Origin of the sequence: Streptomyces sp. CA-146814 (genome assembly GCF_050942385.1) — a bacterium.
In the GTDB taxonomy this organism is placed as follows: Bacteria; Actinomycetota; Actinomycetes; order Streptomycetales; family Streptomycetaceae; genus Streptomyces.
The window spans coordinates 2,085,554-2,102,490 of the sequence record NZ_CP192068.1 but is presented as its reverse complement, the minus strand read 5'-3'; the positions used below and the strand labels follow the sequence as shown (position 1 = coordinate 2,102,490).

The 16,937-nt window shown below is 70.7% G+C and carries 21 protein-coding genes; 12 read left to right on the top strand and 9 right to left on the bottom strand.

Going from position 1 to position 16,937, the window contains the following annotated elements; translation table 11 throughout:
* Positions 1 to 36: 36 nt before the first annotated feature.
* The 3 genes from ACQP09_RS09370 to ACQP09_RS09360 all read left to right on the top strand — a co-directional run bounded on the left by ACQP09_RS09370 (position 37) and on the right by ACQP09_RS09360 (position 2,135).
* A complete protein-coding gene (locus ACQP09_RS09370) occupies positions 37 to 1,419 on the top strand; it encodes a glycine--tRNA ligase (RefSeq protein ID WP_366422001.1) in 1,383 nt (460 codons plus the stop codon).
* A gap of 114 nt (positions 1,420 to 1,533) precedes the next feature.
* Positions 1,534 to 1,740 (top strand): hypothetical protein, encoded by a 207-nt coding sequence (locus ACQP09_RS09365; RefSeq protein WP_433397512.1) that lies wholly within the window; start codon positions 1,534 to 1,536, stop codon positions 1,738 to 1,740.
* Positions 1,741 to 1,916: 176 nt separating this feature from the next.
* A complete protein-coding gene (locus ACQP09_RS09360) occupies positions 1,917 to 2,135 on the top strand; it encodes a DUF6243 family protein (RefSeq protein WP_433397510.1) in 219 nt (72 codons plus the stop codon).
* Between the two features lie 112 nt (positions 2,136 to 2,247).
* Here ACQP09_RS09360 and ACQP09_RS09355 read toward each other — a convergent pair whose 3' ends face one another.
* Positions 2,248 to 2,712, bottom strand: coding sequence for a MarR family winged helix-turn-helix transcriptional regulator (locus ACQP09_RS09355; RefSeq protein ID WP_433397508.1), 465 nt, complete (start codon positions 2,710 to 2,712; stop codon positions 2,248 to 2,250).
* Positions 2,713 to 2,742: 30 nt separating this feature from the next.
* On the opposite strand from ACQP09_RS09355, the gene ACQP09_RS09350 reads away from it, so the two are divergent.
* Entirely contained in the window at positions 2,743 to 3,807 is a 1,065-nt protein-coding gene (locus ACQP09_RS09350) for a GNAT family N-acetyltransferase (protein ID WP_433397506.1), read from the top strand.
* Positions 3,808 to 3,813: 6 nt separating this feature from the next.
* Complete coding sequence (locus tag ACQP09_RS09345; RefSeq protein ID WP_433397505.1) at positions 3,814 to 4,572, top strand: formylglycine-generating enzyme family protein; 759 nt, start codon at positions 3,814 to 3,816, stop codon at positions 4,570 to 4,572.
* Positions 4,573 to 4,642: 70 nt separating this feature from the next.
* Here ACQP09_RS09345 and ACQP09_RS09340 read toward each other — a convergent pair whose 3' ends face one another.
* A complete protein-coding gene (locus ACQP09_RS09340; RefSeq protein WP_433397503.1) occupies positions 4,643 to 5,596 on the bottom strand; it encodes an SDR family oxidoreductase in 954 nt (317 codons plus the stop codon).
* 288 nt (positions 5,597 to 5,884) lie between these two features.
* On the opposite strand from ACQP09_RS09340, the gene ACQP09_RS09335 reads away from it, so the two are divergent.
* Together ACQP09_RS09335 and ACQP09_RS09330 are read left to right on the top strand one after the other, a co-directional pair.
* Positions 5,885 to 6,727 carry a helix-turn-helix transcriptional regulator gene (locus ACQP09_RS09335; protein ID WP_433397501.1) on the top strand — a complete coding sequence of 281 codons (843 nt, stop codon included), beginning with the start codon at positions 5,885 to 5,887 and terminating at the stop codon, positions 6,725 to 6,727.
* 101 nt (positions 6,728 to 6,828) lie between these two features.
* Positions 6,829 to 7,575: an alpha/beta fold hydrolase gene (locus ACQP09_RS09330; protein WP_433397499.1), complete on the top strand. Its 747-nt coding sequence runs from the start codon at positions 6,829 to 6,831 to the stop codon at positions 7,573 to 7,575.
* Here ACQP09_RS09330 and ACQP09_RS09325 read toward each other — a convergent pair.
* Genes ACQP09_RS09325 through ACQP09_RS09310 form a run of 4 tightly spaced genes read right to left on the bottom strand, consistent with a single transcriptional unit; the run spans position 7,535 to position 9,042 of the window.
* Positions 7,535 to 7,897 (bottom strand): hypothetical protein, encoded by a 363-nt coding sequence (locus ACQP09_RS09325; RefSeq protein WP_433397498.1) that lies wholly within the window; start codon positions 7,895 to 7,897, stop codon positions 7,535 to 7,537. The genes ACQP09_RS09330 and ACQP09_RS09325 overlap by 41 nt on opposite strands.
* Positions 7,894 to 8,391, bottom strand: coding sequence for a hypothetical protein (locus ACQP09_RS09320; RefSeq protein ID WP_433397496.1), 498 nt, complete (start codon positions 8,389 to 8,391; stop codon positions 7,894 to 7,896). The genes ACQP09_RS09325 and ACQP09_RS09320 overlap by 4 nt, the downstream gene beginning before the upstream one ends.
* A complete protein-coding gene (locus tag ACQP09_RS09315; protein ID WP_433406532.1) occupies positions 8,361 to 8,726 on the bottom strand; it encodes a hypothetical protein in 366 nt (121 codons plus the stop codon). Before ACQP09_RS09315 ends, ACQP09_RS09320 begins: the two co-directional genes overlap by 31 nt.
* A gap of 52 nt (positions 8,727 to 8,778) precedes the next feature.
* The gene (locus tag ACQP09_RS09310) at positions 8,779 to 9,042 is read right to left on the bottom strand and encodes a hypothetical protein (RefSeq protein WP_433397494.1); all 264 of its coding nucleotides are present in this window, start codon (positions 9,040 to 9,042) and stop codon (positions 8,779 to 8,781) included.
* Positions 9,043 to 9,148: 106 nt separating this feature from the next.
* On the opposite strand from ACQP09_RS09310, the gene ACQP09_RS09305 reads away from it, so the two are divergent.
* The 4 genes from ACQP09_RS09305 to ACQP09_RS09290 all read left to right on the top strand — a co-directional run bounded on the left by ACQP09_RS09305 (position 9,149) and on the right by ACQP09_RS09290 (position 11,480).
* Positions 9,149 to 9,988, top strand: coding sequence for a helix-turn-helix domain-containing protein (locus tag ACQP09_RS09305; RefSeq protein WP_433397492.1), 840 nt, complete (start codon positions 9,149 to 9,151; stop codon positions 9,986 to 9,988).
* A complete protein-coding gene (locus ACQP09_RS09300; RefSeq protein ID WP_433397490.1) occupies positions 9,985 to 10,194 on the top strand; it encodes a DUF397 domain-containing protein in 210 nt (69 codons plus the stop codon). The genes ACQP09_RS09305 and ACQP09_RS09300 overlap by 4 nt, the downstream gene beginning before the upstream one ends.
* 145 nt (positions 10,195 to 10,339) lie before the next feature.
* A complete protein-coding gene (locus ACQP09_RS09295; protein ID WP_433406531.1) occupies positions 10,340 to 10,555 on the top strand; it encodes a DUF397 domain-containing protein in 216 nt (71 codons plus the stop codon).
* Positions 10,556 to 10,757: 202 nt separating this feature from the next.
* Complete coding sequence (locus ACQP09_RS09290; protein WP_433397488.1) at positions 10,758 to 11,480, top strand: hypothetical protein; 723 nt, start codon at positions 10,758 to 10,760, stop codon at positions 11,478 to 11,480.
* A gap of 180 nt (positions 11,481 to 11,660) precedes the next feature.
* On the opposite strand, the gene ACQP09_RS09285 is transcribed toward ACQP09_RS09290, so the two are convergent.
* From ACQP09_RS09285 to ACQP09_RS09275, 3 genes are all read right to left on the bottom strand, one after another.
* Positions 11,661 to 12,425 (bottom strand): GNAT family N-acetyltransferase, encoded by a 765-nt coding sequence (locus tag ACQP09_RS09285; protein ID WP_433406529.1) that lies wholly within the window; start codon positions 12,423 to 12,425, stop codon positions 11,661 to 11,663.
* A 162-nt stretch (positions 12,426 to 12,587) separates the two neighbouring features.
* Entirely contained in the window at positions 12,588 to 13,280 is a 693-nt protein-coding gene (locus ACQP09_RS09280) for a DUF2238 domain-containing protein (protein WP_433397486.1), read from the bottom strand.
* A 221-nt stretch (positions 13,281 to 13,501) separates the two neighbouring features.
* Complete coding sequence (locus ACQP09_RS09275) at positions 13,502 to 16,063, bottom strand: tetratricopeptide repeat protein (RefSeq protein ID WP_433397484.1); 2,562 nt, start codon at positions 16,061 to 16,063, stop codon at positions 13,502 to 13,504.
* Between the two features lie 416 nt (positions 16,064 to 16,479).
* Between ACQP09_RS09275 and ACQP09_RS09270 the strand changes: the two genes are divergently transcribed.
* A complete protein-coding gene (locus tag ACQP09_RS09270; protein WP_433397482.1) occupies positions 16,480 to 16,875 on the top strand; it encodes a hypothetical protein in 396 nt (131 codons plus the stop codon).
* The last annotated feature ends 62 nt before the right edge of the window (positions 16,876 to 16,937 follow it).

The following is a 16,937-nucleotide window of genomic DNA, read 5'->3' as shown; positions in this document are numbered from 1 at the left end:
ATTCGCCGTTCGTCATCGTCGTATGAAGAGAGCACCGTGGCCGCCGACAAGATCGACACCATCGTCAGCCTGAGCAAGCGCCGTGGCTTCGTCTACCCCTGCAGTGAGATCTACGGTGGTCAGCGCGCCGCCTGGGACTACGGGCCGCTGGGCGTCGAGATGAAGGAGAACCTGAAGCGTCAGTGGTGGCGCTACATGGTCACCGCGCGCGAGGACGTGGTCGGTCTCGACTCGTCGGTCATCCTGGCGCCGGACGTCTGGGTCGCCTCGGGCCACGTCGCCACCTTCTCGGACCCGCTGACCGAGTGCACCTCCTGTCACAAGCGCTACCGCGCCGACCACTTGGAGGAGGCGTACGAGGAGAAGCACGGCAAGCCGCCGGTCAACGGCCTCGCCGACCTCAACTGCCCCAACTGCGGCAACAAGGGCACCTTCACCGAGCCCAAGCAGTTCTCGGGCCTGCTCTCCACGCACCTCGGCCCGACCCAGGACTCCGGCTCGGTCGCCTACCTGCGTCCCGAGACCGCGCAGGGCATCTTCACCAACTTCGGCCAGGTGCTGCAGACCTCGCGCAAGAAGCCGCCGTTCGGTATCGCGCAGATGGGCAAGTCCTTCCGGAACGAGATCACTCCGGGCAACTTCATCTTCCGGACGCGTGAGTTCGAGCAGATGGAGATGGAATTCTTCGTCAAGCCGGGCGAGGACGAGGAGTGGCAGCAGTACTGGATGGACCAGCGCTGGAACTGGTACACGGACCTCGGCATGCGCGAGGAGAACATGCGCTGGTTCGAGCACCCGAAGGAGAAGCTCTCCCACTACTCCAAGCGCACCGCGGACATCGAGTACCGCTTCCGCTTCGGTGGCAGCGAGTGGGGCGAGCTGGAGGGTGTCGCCAACCGCACGGACTACGACCTCAAGGCGCACTCCGAGGCCTCGGGCACCGACCTCCAGTACTACGACCAGGAGGCCAACGAGCGCTGGACGCCGTACGTCATCGAGCCCGCGGCCGGTGTCGGCCGCGCGATGCTGGCGTTCCTGCTCGACGCCTACGTCGAGGACGAGGCGCCGAACGCCAAGGGCGTCATGGAGAAGCGCACCGTGATGCGTCTCGACCCGCGCCTGGCCCCGGTCAAGGTCGCCGTCCTGCCGCTCTCCCGCAACCCGCAGCTCTCGCCGAAGGCCAAGGGCCTGGCGACCGACCTGCGGAAGAACTGGAACATCGAGTTCGACGACGCCGGCGCGATCGGCCGCCGCTACCGCCGCCAGGACGAGATCGGCACCCCGTTCTGCGTCACCGTCGACTTCGACACCCTGGACGACAACGCGGTGACCGTGCGCGAGCGCGACACGATGAAGCAGGAGCGCGTCTCGCTGGACCAGATCCAGGCGTACCTCGGCGCCCGTCTGATCGGCTGCTGACGGCTCCTGTACGCCCCTGAGGGCGCGTGAGGCCCCCGGTTCCGGGTACGGAGACCGGGGGCTTCGTCGTACGGTCCACCGGGGCCCTTCCGCCGCCGTCCCGGGAGGTACGCGATGCCGTCGATCATCACCAGCAAGGTCACCAGATGGGACCAGCACGGCCGTGAACACGTCGTGCGGGTGCGGAAGTCGGGCATCGCGCGGGAGCTGACCTGCGCCACCTGCGGCTGGCGCCGCTCGGCCCAGTTCCTGCCGTGGCTCAAGGCCCAGGAGCACCTGACCGAGGCGCACCAGGCGACGGTGGACCCGACCACGGCCTGAAAAACCGGGTGCGGGTCGCTTCGGGGGCGCGGTACCGTTCCGGCATGTCTTCGTTCTTCCAGATCTACGAGTGAGAGTGCGGCGGGTGAGTCCACCCCGCCGCCACGGGGACCGGCGCGACCGGCCCCTTCGACCTTTCCCGACTCACTTCTCATCACCACGAATGGGAGAACGCCGTGGCCAAGAGCCGCAACAACCTCCTCGGCGTCGGCGGACAGCGCAAGAAGCTGTCCCGCGCCGAACAGCAGGGCGCGGGTTCCGCGCGAGGCGCCGACCGCAAGGCCGCCGAGGACAAGAAGCAGGAGCTGGTACGCAAGATGCGCGAGCGCGCCGAGGCCCAGGCGGCCACGACCGCCGAGCCGGCCGCCGACCAGGACGGCCCCGCGCAGAGCTGACACGTAGATAAGTACGACGGTGGGCCCGGATCATCCGCGATCCGGGCCCACCGCGCTTTCCCGGAGGCCTCATCGCGCTTTTCCGGAGGCCCATCGCACTTTTCCGGGGGCCCTACCGCTCGTCGATGAGCTTCCGCGCGATCGCGCCGAGGGCCGCGAGCTCCTCCGGGGTCAGGCGGTCGACGAAGTGGCGGCGTACGGAGGCGACATGGGTGGGAGCGGCGTCGCGCAAGGTGTCCCAGCCGGTCGGGGTCAGGACCAGGAGGCAGCCGCGTCCGTCGGCCGGGTCGGGCGCGCGGCGGAGGAGTTCGCGCGCCTCCATGCGGGAGGCGTGCCGGGAGAGGCGGCTGCGTGACCAGCCCATCTTGGCGGCCTGTTCGTGCAGCGTGCTGGTGCCGTCCGGGCGCTCGGACAGCGTGCTGAGCACCTCGTAGTCCGGCTCGGAGAGACCGACTGCGGCCAGGTCCTGCGCGGTGCCGACCTGGACGGCGGTGACCATGCGGTGGTACGCGCGCCAGGCGCGCTCCTCGTCGGCGGAGAGCCAGTTGACCGGGGGCTCCGCCCCATTCGTTGACATGTAACCAATCTACCGGCTAATTTCGTTTCCATGGCAACGAAACGGCTGCGCATCCTCGTCCTGACCTGCTCCACGCGACCCGGCGCGCTCGGCCCCGCCGTCGGCCGCTGGCTGACCGACACGCTCGCGGCCGACGCCGAGCTGCTCGGCGCGGACCTCGTACCGCTGGCCATCGGCGATCTGGACCTGCCGTTCCTGGACGAGGAGGAGCACCCGTCGACCGGCGTCCACCACCACGAGCACACCCGCCGCTGGAGCCGGATCGTCGACGAGGCGGACGGCTTCGTCCTTGTGACGCCGGAGTACAACTACGGCATGCCGGCCACGCTCAAGAACGCGCTCGACTACCTGAGCCCCGAGTGGGCCTGGAAGCCGGTCGGCTTCGTCAGTTACGGCCACACCTCGGCCGGCACCCGCGCGGTCCAGCACGCCAAGCAGGTGGTGACCACGCTGCGGCTGGTCCCGCTCGGCGCGACCGTCGCCCTGCGGATCGCGGACGCGCTGCGGGACGGCCGCCTGGAGCCCGAAGCGCGTCACGCGGACGCGGCGCAGGGCCTGTTGGCGGAGCTGGTACGAGCGGCCCGCGCTCTGGCCCCGATGCGCGAGCGCGAGCACGCGGCCTCCGCCGAGGGCCCGCTGCCGGGCTCGTACGCGCGTCGGCTCGGCCCGGACGACGCCGCCGAGGTGACCGTGCTCCAGCGCTGCTGCTGGATGGAGGAGGCCCTCGCCAACGACACGCTGGCCATCCCGGCGCTCCACGAGTCACCGGCCGACGTACGCGCCTGGCTGGCCGACTGGGACACCACGGGCCTCTGGCGGGACGGCCGGCTGCTCGGCATGGTCCGCACCCGCCGCACCGGCACCGACCTGCACGTCGGACGGCTCGCCGTCGCTCCCGATCTGCGCGGCCTCGGCGTGGGCCGCTGGCTGCTGAGCCGGGCCGAGTCCACGGCCGAGGAAGGCGACCGCATCGTCCTGTCCACCGGTGCCGCCAGCCACCGCAACATCGCGCTCTACCAGCGGCAGGGGTACGCCGTGCTGCCCGGCACCTGGGAAGAGGGCGTCGTGGACCTGGTCAAGCCGGCAGCGGCCTGAACGACGATGTGCGACGGAGGAGAAGAAGTGGATCAGGTGGACTGGATCGACATCCCGGCCGGGCCGGTGCGTCGCGGCACGCCCGCCGACGAGATGGCGGCCGTGGCCCGGCGCTACGCGGACACGCACGTACCGGAGTCCTGGTACCGGAAGGAGGCCCCGCGTACGGAGATTCACGTACCGGCCTTCCGGATCGCCCGGACGGCGGTCACCGTCGAGCAGTACGCGCTCTTCGCGGCGGACACCGGCCGGCCGGCGCCACGGGGCCCGGCGGCGGACCATCCGGTCATCGGGATCGCCTGGGAGGACGCGACGGCGTACTGCCGGTGGCTCGGAGAGCGCGTCGGAGGTGCGGTGCGGCTGCCGACGGAGGACGAGTGGGAGCGGGCCGCGCGGGGTGACGACGGCCGGGAGTTCCCGTGGGGCGACGAGTACCGCACCGGCCTGGCCAATCTGGTGGACCTCGGCGTCGGCACCACCACGCCGGTCGGCTCGTTCCCGGACGGCGCGAGCCCCTTCGGCGTGCTGGACATGGCGGGCAACGCCGACGAGTGGACCTCCACGCTCTACGCCCCCTATCCCGGCGCGCCCGACGACGTACCGGTCACCGAGGACTGGGCCTTCGACCGGCACATCACCCGGGGCGGCGCCTTCCGCCACGACCGGGACCTGGCCCGGTGCGCCCGGCGCCACGGCGCGTACGAGGAGGATCTCGCGGCGATCGGCGTGGGCTTCCGGCTCGCGGCCCCACCGGCCGCCGCGTAGCCGAGGGCCGCCGCGTAGCCGAGCCGACCGGGCCCCTACCGGCCGCCGCGTAGCCGAGCCGACCGAGCCCCTACCGGCCCGCCAGGTCCCTGAACCGCACCCCGGTCAGCTCCTCCGAGACCTCCCAGACCCGACGGGCCTCGTCGGCGCCGGTGAGCCGGGAGTAGAGCTTCTGCTCGGCCGGCGCACCGCCCATGTGGCCGGGCCCCTTGGGCCCGTAGAGAGCGCCGCCCCGCGAGTCGGGCGCGGTCGCGGCGTACAGGGCGGGCAGTTGGGCGCTCTCCACCGTGCCGACCAGGATGCCCCGGGCCGACAGGAACCGGATCAGCCGCACGCCCAGGGTGTCCTTGGCCCGGCCCATCTCCGGCCGGGCGGCGAGCAGGCTGGTGGGCGCGATGCCCGGGTGGGACAGGTTGCTGGTGATGCCCCAGCCCTCGGCCCGGCTGCGGCGGTCGAGTTCCAGGCCGAACAGCCCGAAGGCGATCTTCGACTGGCTGTAGGCCTTCATGCCGTTGTACGAGCGCTCCCAGTTCAGGTCGTCCCAGTTGATCGCGTTCTGGTTGGCGGAGACGCTGATCTGCGAGGTCACCCGGGCCTGCCCGGCCCGCAGGAGGGGCAGCAGGCGGCCGACGAGGGCGAAGTGGCCGAGGTGGTTGGTGCCGAACTGCGTCTCGAACCCGTCGGCGGTCGTCTGCCGGTCGGGCGGGGTCATCACGCCCGCGTTGTTGACCAGCAGGTGGATGGGCCGGCCCTCGCCGGCCAGGGAGTCGCCGAGCGCGGCGACCGAGTCCAGCGAGGACAGGTCGAGTGAGCGCAGCGACACCCGGGCGCCGGGAGCCTGCCGCCGGATCGCGTCGAGCGCCTTCTCGCCCTTGCCCTGGTTGCGGACGGGCAGGACGACCTCGGCACCGGCGGCGGCGAGGCGGGCCGCGATACCGAGCCCGATGCCGTCGCTGCCGCCGGTGACGACGGCACGCCTGCCGGAGAGGTCGGGGAGGGTGAGGGCGGGGTTCGTGCGGGGCATGCGGGTCACTCCTCGTGGGGTCCGTGAGGCCGGGTCGCTTCGACGGTGACGCCGTCGCCGCGGCCTATCCAGGGCCTGCCGATCCGCTGATCGGCGGCCCGCCGTTCGACCGGCGAGGCGACGTTACGTTCCGGGTGAGGCCGGACTCCGGGGACGCGCCCGGCCGTATGGGGGGATCGACGATCCGTGGTTGCGACGGCCGCCGGACGCTACAAAGGAGGTGGGGGCGGACGACCGGGGGCGGGGGCGGACGACCGGGAAGACGAAGACACGGACCGGAGGAGAACAGTGGAGATCGACCGCGCAGGCCTGGCGGCCTTCCTCCGGCACCGCCGGGAGCTGCTGCAACCCGAGGACGTCGGACTCCCGCGCGGACAGCGCCGCAGGACCGGCGGGCTGCGCCGCGAGGAGGTCGCCGTGCTCTGCCACATGTCGACCGACTACTACGCCCGGCTGGAACGCGAACGCGGACCGCAGCCGTCGGAGCAGATGATCGCCTCGATCGCGCAGGGCCTCCATCTCTCCCTGGAGGAGCGCGACCACCTGTTCCGCCTCTCCGGCCACACCCCGCCCGTCCGGGGAACGACCGGTGAGCACATCAACCCCGGCCTCCTCCGCATCCTCGACCGGCTGGACGACACCCCCGCCGAGATCGTCACCGAACTGGGGGAGACCCTGCGGCAGAGCCCGCTGGGCGTCGCCCTCACCGGGGACACGACCCGCTACGCGGGCTTCGACCGCTCCATCGGCTACCGCTGGTTCACCGACCCCGCCACCCGCTCGCTGTACGTGGCGGACGACCACGACTTCCTCTCCCGGATGTTCGCCTCCGGCCTGCGCGAGCTGGCCACCCTGCGGGGCGCCGGCTCCCGCGCGGCCCACTGCGCCGAGCTGCTGCTCGACCAGAGCGAGGAGTTCCGCCGCCTCTGGGACCGGCACGAGGTCGGCATCCGCCCGCACGAGGTCAAGCGCTTCATCCACCCCGAGGTGGGCGTCCTGGAACTGAACTGCCAACGGCTGCTGGACCCGGACCAGTCGCACAGCCTGCTCGTCTACACGGCGCCGCCGGGCAGCGAGAGCTATGACCGGCTGCGGCTGCTGTCGGTCGTAGGAGCACAGGCGATGACCTGATCTGACCCGCCCCGAGCGGTCCTGTGGTCCCGTCCGCGTGGTGATCGGCGCTCTAAGGTGCGGATGGGGGGCGCGATCGAGGCGAAACGAGGCGGTCTGTCATGGGGACCTATGTGCTGGTGCACGGAGCCATGCACGGTGGCTGGTGCTGGCGCTCCGTCCGCGACCTGCTCTCCCGGGCCGGCCATCAGGTCTTCACGCCGAGCCTGACCGGGCAAGGGGAGCACGCTCACCTGCTCGGCCCGGACATCGGCGTCGCCACGCACGTGGAGGATGTGGCCGGTCTCCTGCATTACGAGGACCTCAGCGAGGTGCACCTGGTCCTGCACAGCTACGCCGGTGTCCTGGCGGGCCCGGTCGCCGAGCGGGCGGCCGGTCGCCTCGCCTCGGTCACCTTCCTCGGCGCGTTCCTCGTCCGGCCAGGCGAGTGCCTGCTAAACGTCGAGCCGCCCGAGACGGCCCAGCGGTACCGTGCACTGGCAGCAGCGGGCGGGGAGGGCTGGTTTCTGCCCGCCGACGCCTCCTTTCTCGCCCAATGGGGCATCACGGAGGAGGAGTTGGCGGCCTGGGTGGCGCCCCGCCTCACCGCTTTCCCGTTGCGCTGCCAGACGGACGCCGTCGACTTCGACCCGGCACCGCTCGCGGCCCTGCCCGCGTCCTACGTACGCCACACCCGGCCGCCGCTGCCCAGCCTCGAACGGTCCGAGGACCGGGCACGAGCCCACGGCTGGGACGTCCACTCGCTCCCGACCGGCCACGACATGATGCTCGAAAGCCCGGAGGCCACAGCGCGCCTGCTGACCAGCGTCAGAACAGATCCGGGTGATGGTCCACGAGGAGCCGGGTGACGGCGTCGTCGGTGGGGTCCGTGACGAGCCAGCTGTGGGCGGAGGGGTGCGCGGCGAACAACTCACAGGCGTCGTTACGGGGGTTGAGCGCGGAACACCAGGGGAGAGGGGCGAGGGCGGCGAGCCCGGAGCCCTTCCAGCGGACCCAGACGCCGCTTCCGGGTCGTCCGCCTTCGTCCCAGAGCAGGGCGGCGTGCCGGTCGTCATGGTCGCCGCCGAGTTCGCAGAGGACATGGCCGGACTCGGGCCGTTGTCCGGGCGGCGCGAGGGCGACGAGGTGGTCCGGGGGCGGGAGGAGGGCGACGGCGGTGCACTGCTTCATGGCCGGTGGCGCTTTCGTGGGTCGTCGGATGCGTCGTCATCGGTATCGGTACCGGCCGCCCCGGCGATGAGGTCCGCGAGGGGATCGGTGATGTCCCAGGAGTGGCCGGTGGGATGGCCGGTGGGGAGGGAGCAGTGCAGGACGGCGTCGGTGCGCAGGTGCCGGAGGGCGGCCGGGCACCAGGGCGCGGTGGTGATCCGGTGGGTGCGGTCGGTCTCGGGGCCGCTCCAGAAGAACCAGAGGGCGGGCCGGTCGGGGTCTTCGGCAGGCGACAGGAGCGCGGCGTGGTCGGTGACGGCGTCGTGGTCGCCGAGCTCGCACAGCACGTAGTGGTCGAGCGTGAAGTCGTCCGGCGGGGTGTCGGGCCCGTGGGGCATGGTGACGAGGGCGGTGAGCACCTCGCTGAGGGGGAGCCGGGTGAGGGCGGTGCATTGCAGCACGGAGACCTCTTCTGCGGAGGGGGCTACAGCGGTCCGGCCGGGGCGGTGTGCCATCCGGCGAGGGTGAGGTGCAGCCCGACGGCGGGGTCGGCGACGGTGAAGTGGAGCGGGAAGCCCGCTTCGAGGGTCCGTATCGCGTCGTCCTGGCGGTACGCGTCGGTGGCCCAGAACCGCAGGCTCTCGGGTGCGTCGGTGCCGTGGAAGCGAACGGGCCGTACGTCGGCGGGTAACGCGTCCCGTACGGCGCTCCCGTGCGCGTTGGCGAGCCGGAGGGCTTGTCGCCGCAGCCACAGGAGGACGAGGCGCCGGTTGCGTACGGTGACCCCGCCGAGCGAGGCGAACCGCTGCCCGACGATGACGGTGACCTCGGCGGCGTAACGCGCGCGCATCACGCGGCCCGCCCGTGGTCGCCGGCGGCCGGGCCCCGGGTGAGGGGGCTGTTCACAGGACCTCACCCCGGCTACGGGCGTTGGCGCGGGCGGTGCGGGCGCGGAGCTGCTCTATGGGAAGCGCGGGCCGTACGTGCCGGGGCTCGACCTCCCACTCGCGCCCGCCGCCGATGGGCCGCAGCGACCAGTAGTCGCCGGCGACCCCGCGGAACTCGCCCACGCGATTGCCTCGGCTGGTGTCGACGAGGGGGGCTCCGAGGGCGGGGAGGTCAGGAGGTGGTTCTTCGGAATTCGGACGAGCGTTCACGCCGTACACCTATAGCTCCACTCTGTAGCTGAACGGCTACCGGGGCGATTCAGAGTGGCCTACCGTGAAAATCCCTTCAACTGGCTGAAGTTGAAGGAAGGGTAGGGAGCGCGGCGTGGTCAACATCAAAGAACTGAATCCCGCGAGCAGTCCGCGGGCTGCCTTCGGTGCCCGTATCCGCAGGTACCGGGTGGAGCGGGGGTGGAGCCAGGACGTGCTGGCTCCGAAGATCGGGTACTCCAGCCAGCACATCTCGGCGGTGGAAACTGTTCGCAAACCGCCAACTCTGCGCTTTGCGCGGAACTCTGATCAGGCATTTGGTACGACAGGCGCGGCTGACTCGTTCGAGCGCGAGTTCGCCGAGATGCGGAACGGCTCGCTGCTGGAAGGCTTCCCGGAGTACGTGGGGTACGAGGGGCGGGCAGTGGAGATCAGGTTGTTCGAGGTCGGCCTCATTCCCGGGCTGTTACAGACACCGGACTACGCGCGGGCCGTCGCCTACGGGGATGTGGAACGCGGGTCCATCACCTACGAACAGGCCGACGAACGCGTCGCGTTCCTGGAGGAGCGGCAGGCGGCCCTGGTGCGGTCGCAGCCGCCGATGGTGTTCGTCGTCATGGACGAGAGCTGCCTCCATCAGACTGTTGGTGGTCCGGAGGTCATGAACGCTCAGCTCCGACGGCTGGAGGAGATGGCCGCGCGGCCCAACTGGATCATCCAGGTGGCGCCGTTCAGCCTCGGCGAGCGCCGGGCATGCGACCTGCCGGTCTACCTGCTGACCATGGCCGACCGGTCCATCGTCGCGTACGCCGAATCGCAGGCGCAGGGCTATGTCGAGCGCGAAACCTCGGTGGTGGCACCGATGTTCACGACCTACCATCAACTCCAGGGTGAGGCGCTGTCGAAGGCGGCGTCTGTGGCCAAGATCAGCAAGTTGCGAAAGGGCACTCCGTGAAGACCGAATCCCCCCGCTGGTTCAAGTCCTCGTACAGCTCGAACGGCGGTGCCTGCATCGAGGTGGCCGCCAACTTCGTCGCCTCGCAGGGCATCGTCCCGGTTCGTGACTCCAAGTGCGTGGACGGCCCGGTGGTCGACGTCCGTACCGCCGCGTTCTCCGCGTTCGTCGCGGGCGTGCAGGCCGGAACGTTCGACGCCGCCTGACCGCTGCCGGTCCAGGACCGCCCCACCATGCTCGGCACGGTGGGGCGGTCCTGCTGTTCGGAGGCGGGGTGCGCGAGGGGCCCTCTGGCGTCGCTCTTAGGGCTCATGCATGGTGGAACTTCCCACGACGAAAGGGCACTTCGCGATGACCGAGCACCCGCAGTGGTTCACGTCCTCGTACAGCTCGAACGGCGGCAACTGCATCGAGGTGGCCGTCAACCTGGCCGCCGCGCGCGGCGTCATCCCGGTGCGTGACTCCAAGAGCGTGGACGGCCCGGTGGTCGACGTCCGTACCGCCGCGTTCTCGGCGTTCGTCGCGGGCGTGCAGGCCGGGACGTTCGACGCCGTAGGAAAGCCGTGAGGCGAGGAGTCCGTACGCGTACCGGCTGAGCAGCCCCCGCCCTCGCCCGCCCCCCCTTGCATCGGCCATGCTGGCCGAATTCCGCCGCTTTCCTGCGGCGCCGGGGAAATCGATAAATAGGTGAGTGATCTTCCGCTTTTGCTGGGTAGCCGGGCTCATGAGGGCCCGGGGAGGCCTTCCATTATTTCCGGGAGGGAAAGCGATGAAGAAGGTCATCCTGGCTGCGGTTTCGGTGTCTTTGGGTGCGACGGCACTGGTGGGGTGCGGCGGTGAGAGTTCCGACGACGCGTTCGAGGGAAAGAGCGCGGACACCATCGCGGCGGAAGCGGTCAAGGCGACGCGTGACGCGAAATCCCTGCGGATCGTCGGAAAGGCGGAGCAGCCCGGCGGCAACGAGATCAACCTCGATTTCCGCGTGGACGACCAGGATCTCTGTACGGGCACCATGACCGGACAGGGGGCCAAGGCCGATGTCATCCAGGTCGGGCAGAGCGTCTACGTGCGGGGCGACGAGAAGTTCTGGCAGAACACGCTGAAGGGCAAGCCCGGCACCGAGAAGGTGGTCCAGCAGGTCCAGGACAAGTGGGTGGTCTCCGATTCGGCGCAGGCCGGGGCGGAGGGGATGTGCGACAAGCAGGCCGCCCTCGCCATGCTGGACAGCGACAAGTCCGAGCGCAAGGGAATGAAGAAGGGCAAGACCACGGAGGTCGACGGCACGCCGGCGCTGATCCTGGAGAAGAAGCAGGAGAACGGCGAGAAGATCACCATGTACGTGGCCACCGAGGGCGAGCCCTACGTTCTCAAGGCGGTGTCCGAAGGCGGCGACGTGCCGAGCGAGACGGTGCTGAGCGATTACAACAAGAAGGTCGACGCGCAGAAGCCCGCCGCCGAGGACGTGGTGGACCTGAAGAAGATCAACGCCTGACGTATTCCGCTCTTCAGGCGCGCGGCACTTTCTCCGGCCTTCGAGAAAGGGGTTCCTCCACCGGACGGTGTCCGGTGGAGGAACCCCTTTCTCGACCGCAGGGCTATTTCCCGCCTTTCACCCGGTGTTGAACCGGGGCAGGATCGAGTGCTGCCGGTTTCTGCCAGGCCGCTGTGCTGGTCAGGGGGTGAGGGCGTACTCGGTGAAGTGGCCGCAGGCGGTGAAACCGAGGCGGCGGTAGACAGGTTCCCCGTCGGCGGATGCCTGGAGCACCGCGGTCTCGTAACCCGCGTCCCGGGCGGTGCGCAGGGCGGCCGCGGTGATGGCGCCGCCGTAGCCGCGGCGGCGGTCGGTGGCGAGGGTGGCGATGTTGTAGATGCCCGCGACGCCCGCGTGCAGGAAGACCTCGGCCGAGCAGACGGGACGGCCGTCGACGTAGCCGACCAGGTAGCGGGCGGGGCAGTCTGCGGTGAGGGCCGCATCGGCGGCGTCGGCGAAGAACCGGCGCACCGTGGCGGCGGGCGGGTTCCAGTTCGCGGCGAGGACCGTGGCGTAGTCGGCGAGCTGTTCCGGGGTGGTGACCGGGCGGATCTCCAGGCCGTCCACGTGTGCGTCGGGGAGGGGGTCGCGCAGGTCCTTCCCCATGCCCGTCTCCGTTTCCGACGCCTCCAGGCCGGCGGCCCGAAGATGTTCGGCGAGATGGTCGGGCGTGGAGGCGGGGCCCACCCACCAGGAGAAGGGGCGGCCGGTGGCGGCCAGGGTCCGGGCCGTCTCCGCGGCGCGGGCCGGGGCGGTGACCGGGGAGAAGCGGGCCGCCGCGACGATGTTGAAGGTGTCGTCGTCGAGACCACTGTCGGCGATCAGCAGGTCGCCGGTCTCGGTGACGGACGCGCCCTTCATGGTTCGGTGCAGGTGGCAGGCGTGCTCGGCGAGATTCTGCTCCATCGCGAGCGGAAGGTCGGCTTCGTTGACGGACAGGAGGTGCATGGGCTTCATGATGATGCATCCCAGCAGGCCGTCCGGGGCGCTCGCAGGTCCTTTTCCCGCGCCTGCTGCCGCGCCTCCTCCCGCGCTCTCCCGCGCCTGCGAACGGTTTCGGGACAACCCTCAGGAGCGAGCGTCCGACGAAGAGGCGGCCGGTGTCTCCCGGCCCAGACGGATGAGGGACCGGTCGTGGACGCGGCTGAGGAGCAGCAGGGCGCAGACGGCGCCGATGAGGGCGCAGAACATGTCCCACTGGGTGTCCCAGACGTCTCCTTGCGTGCCCAGGAAGGCGTCGGCGGCCTGGCCCCCGGTGACGGCCGCGAGCCATTCGAGCATCTCGAAGACGGCGCTGAAGGCCAGGCAGGCGCAGACGGTGAGCGGGGCGAGCCAGCGGCTGCCGCGCAACGGGGAGGTGCGGAGGAGGAGTTCGCGTACCAGGACGGCCGGGACGAAGCCCTGCACGAGGTGGCCGAAGCGGTCGTAAGGGTTGCGGTCCCAGCCGAGCCAGTCCCGCACCCAGTCCCCGGCGGGCACCTCCGCATAGGTGTAGTGGCCACCCACGATGAGGACCAGGGCGTGCGCCGCCAGCAGCCCGCACAGCAGGCCGCTCAGCGGGAAACGGTGACGCAGCAGGATCGCCAGCGGCAGCCCCACCATCACCCACACCGTCTCCAGCAGCCAGGTCGTCGGATCGGCCGCCCCGAACCACGACGCGACGAGCGCCGCGCTCACCCCGACGGCGAGGAGGGCCGGCAGACGACGCCGGGACGACAGACTCATGGCCGGCGTCGGGGCCGGGGCGGGGTGGGCACTCATGGCCTGCTCCTCAGGTTCGGTGCGGGCCCCCACTCTCGGGCCCGGCCGGAACCGCGCTCATGAGTACGTGTACTCAAACCCTCCTGGTCTTCTCCCCACGGAACCGTTCGGTGACCTTCTCCCTGAGGAACACGGTCGTCTCCGGCGGCGAGACGACGAACCTCCACTTGCCCCGCCCTCGGAGCGAGGGTGCGAAACAAGCGCGTGCGGAGGGCCTGGAACTAACGGATATTCGAGCTGCCCGGGGTCCTCCACTGTGAGAGAACCCGGCGCGCGTTCACGGTGTCGGGGTGGTCCTCGCCCAGGAGCCGCTCACTGTCGGACACCACTCGCTCCAACAGTTCCATCGCCTCCCCGGTCCGCCCTGCCTGCCAGTACGAGGCGGCGAGGTTGGCTCGGGCCGTCACGGTGGAGGGGTGGTCCTCACCGAGCAGCTGCTCGCTGTCGGTTACCACCTGCTCCTTGATCGCGATCGCCTCCCGGGTCCGCCCCGCCTGCTGGTAGGAGGCGGCGAGGTTGGCCCAGGCCCTCACGGTGTCGGGGTGGTCCTCGCCCAGGAGCCGCTCCCGGTCGGCCACCACCCGCTCCAACAGCTCGATCGCCTCCCCGGTCCGCCTCGCCTGCCAGTACGAGGCGGCGAGGTTGGCCCGGGCCCTCACGGTGTCGGGGTGGTCCTCACCGAGCAGCTGCTCCAGGTCGGCCACCACCTGCTCCTTGATCGCGATCGCCTCCCGGGTCCTCCCGGCCTGCCAGTACGAGACGGAGAGGTTGGCCCGGGCCGTCACGGTGTCGGGGTGGTCCTCACCCAGCAGCCGCTCCAGGTCGGCCACCACCCGCTCCAACAGCTCGATCGCCTCCCCAGTCCGCCCCGCCTGCCAGTACGAGGCGGCGAGATTGGCCCGGGCCGTCACGGTGAAGGAGTGGTCCTCACCGAGCAGCTGCTCCCGGTCGGTCACCACCCGCTCCTCAATCGCGATCGCCTCCCGGGTCCTCCCGGCCTGCCAGTACGAGACGGAGAGGTTGGCCCGGGCCGTCACGGTGTCGGGGTGGTCCTCACCGAGCAGCTGCTCCCGGTCGGTCACCACCCGCTCCTCAATCGCGATCGCCTCCCGGGTCCTCCCGGCCTGCCAGTACGAGGTGGCGAGGTTGGCCCGGGCCGTCACGGTGTCGGGGTGGTCCTCACCGAGGCGTTGCCGGCTGGTGGCGGCCATCGCTTGCCAGTAGGTGATGGCCGGGGCGGCCAGGCCGGTGTCACGGAGGCTGGTGCCGGCCCGGAACAGGACCGGATGCCCGTCCGGGTCCCAGAGGATGTCGGGGGCGTGGTCGGCAAGTGCGTCGGTGTTGGCACGCAGGACGGCCGCGAGGTCCGGATGTACCTGGTCCACCTCCGGCCACACCTCCAGCAGCGCGTCGGCCGCCGCCCCGGCTGCCCGGGCGAGCTCATCGGCGGTGAGTGACTCCCGTACCGCCCGCGCCGTCAGAGCGTGCACGCGCACAGCCCGCGGTTCCGCACGCTGGTCATAGGTGATCAGCGCATACCGGTCAAGTAGACGAAGCACGGTGTGGATCTGGTCGGGTGTGGCCTGCGCCTGGGAGGTGACTGGGTGCGGAGTGACGTGGGTGAGGGCAGCAGAAGCGGTCCAAAAGGCACGCGGGTGGCCTGCGGGGTCGAGGAATGCGGTGAGGTGGAGGACGGAGCGGGCGAGGGGGCCGCGGGAGTCTCGGTCGGTGGCTTCGAGGGCGAGGAGAAGGGTGGCAGTGATCTTCCGGCCGTAGCCCTCGGCGTCCGCCGTGTCGGGCAGTGCGAGTTCGAGTCGGGTCCGGCGGAAGTGGGCGTGGTACTGGGTGCACGTGAGGTCTTCGTTGACCATGTACGCGGCGGCGTGGCTCAGTGCGAGGGGAAGATGGCCGAGGGCCTGGGCGAGGGCAGGAGCCTGATCGTCGAGGAGGTGGGCGGTGTGGTCGTGGGCGAGTCGCAGGGTCAGATAGTCGGCGGCCTCCTCAGGGGTGTAGACATCGACGTCGATACGGGTGCGGTTCCCACCGGTCAGACGGGCATCCTTGAGGCGGGTGGTGGCCAAGACATGGCCGGTGCCGGTGCGGCTGGTGGGCCACCAGGGGGTGATCGCTACAGGGTCGGTGATGTCGTCGAGGACGACCAACCAGCGGCGGTCGGTGGTGGCGAGCCAGTCGAGCAGGGCGCGGGCGTCGGATTGCGGGTCCTTGCCGGTGGCGCCTGGCAGATGGATGCGGGCTGCGGCCTGCGCGTACTGGGTGATGACCTGCTGCTGCTCGGTCGCGGTCACCCAGACCACCAGGTCGACGGTATCGGTGAGGGCGTCGGCCGCGCATGCGGCGGCCAGCTGTGTTTTGCCGACACCACCCCCGCCGGAGAGGACCTGGGTGAGGACCACGGTCGTGGTGCGGGCGCGGGCGGCATCGATGTGTCGGCGCAGTGCGCTGCGGGGCTGGAAGGCCGTGGCCAGTGCCGGTACGGGGCCGACTTCTACCGGCCAGAGCACCTCGCCGCTCGGGCTCGTCGTGTGGTGAGTGTGTTCTTCGCGGATGTTGTAGACGGTGTTTCCTGTGCCGACGGCGCTTCCGTCGGTGTTCCCGCCGATGGCGATGCTGTCGCTGGCTGCGGAAACATTCGGGTGCAGGGGGGCGTGGGCACGGCTGTCCTCGGAGACAGGAGCGTGCGGGGGTCGGCCGGCGGCGGCCGTGGTGTTCTGGTCGGGAGCGGGGTGCGGAGGGCGGCTCCAGGGCCAGCCCGGGGCGCTCACTGGTCGTCTCCGCACGCGCGGGCGGGTGTTCCGGTCCCGCTCCGCATCGGGCTTGTCGTGGTGACGTGCGTGCAGATATCCACCGTCTGGTGCCCCCTGGATGGCCTGGCTACGGTCCGCCGCACCGAGGACTGGCGCGCGGCGTCTGGGTCCGGACGGATGCCTTTGAACGTAGCGTTCTTCGCTTGGCCGTTCCACCTGATCGCCGCAGTCCGAACCGGCGGCCCGCAAGGATGGTTGGAGGGGGTCTTTCTGGCCGGTTCCTATGAACTTGCCGTCGTCAGGCCGCTACGGTCGCACCAGAACTGACGGGGCATCGGAGCGCGGGCCGCCCCGGATCCAGAGGTCCGAACGGCCCGACGCGATAAGGAGGGTGGCTGATGGCGGTGACGGGGGCAGCTCGGGTGTGGGTATGGGTGACCGCGGTGATTACGAGCCTGATGTCGGTCGGCCTGGTACTCCTGGCCTTGCTGGGGGATCTCGACACCGCGGGGCAGGCCGCGACCGTGGCCGGGGCAGTCGTCGCTCTCGCCGCGCTCCTGGTCTCGGTCATCGCACTGGTCCGCACCGGTAGCGGCGGCCCCGGTGGCGGCGGCCGTCGGGTCTCTGCCGACCAAGGAAGCATCGCCGTGGGCGGCAACGTCACCGGATCCGCCGTGGGTAAGAACGCCAGAAGGACCGGCCCGTCCACGTCCCCACCGCCTACGGCCACCCCGCCCGCCAGGAACGACGACGTGAGCTCAAGGCGCGGCAGTATCGCCACCGGCGGCGACGTCACCGACAGCGCCCTGGGCGAGGGTAGCGAGCGGTGACCTGGCCGGGCAGACGGCGCCGGAACACCCCGACCGCGACCGGCCCCCTTCCCCATCAGAGG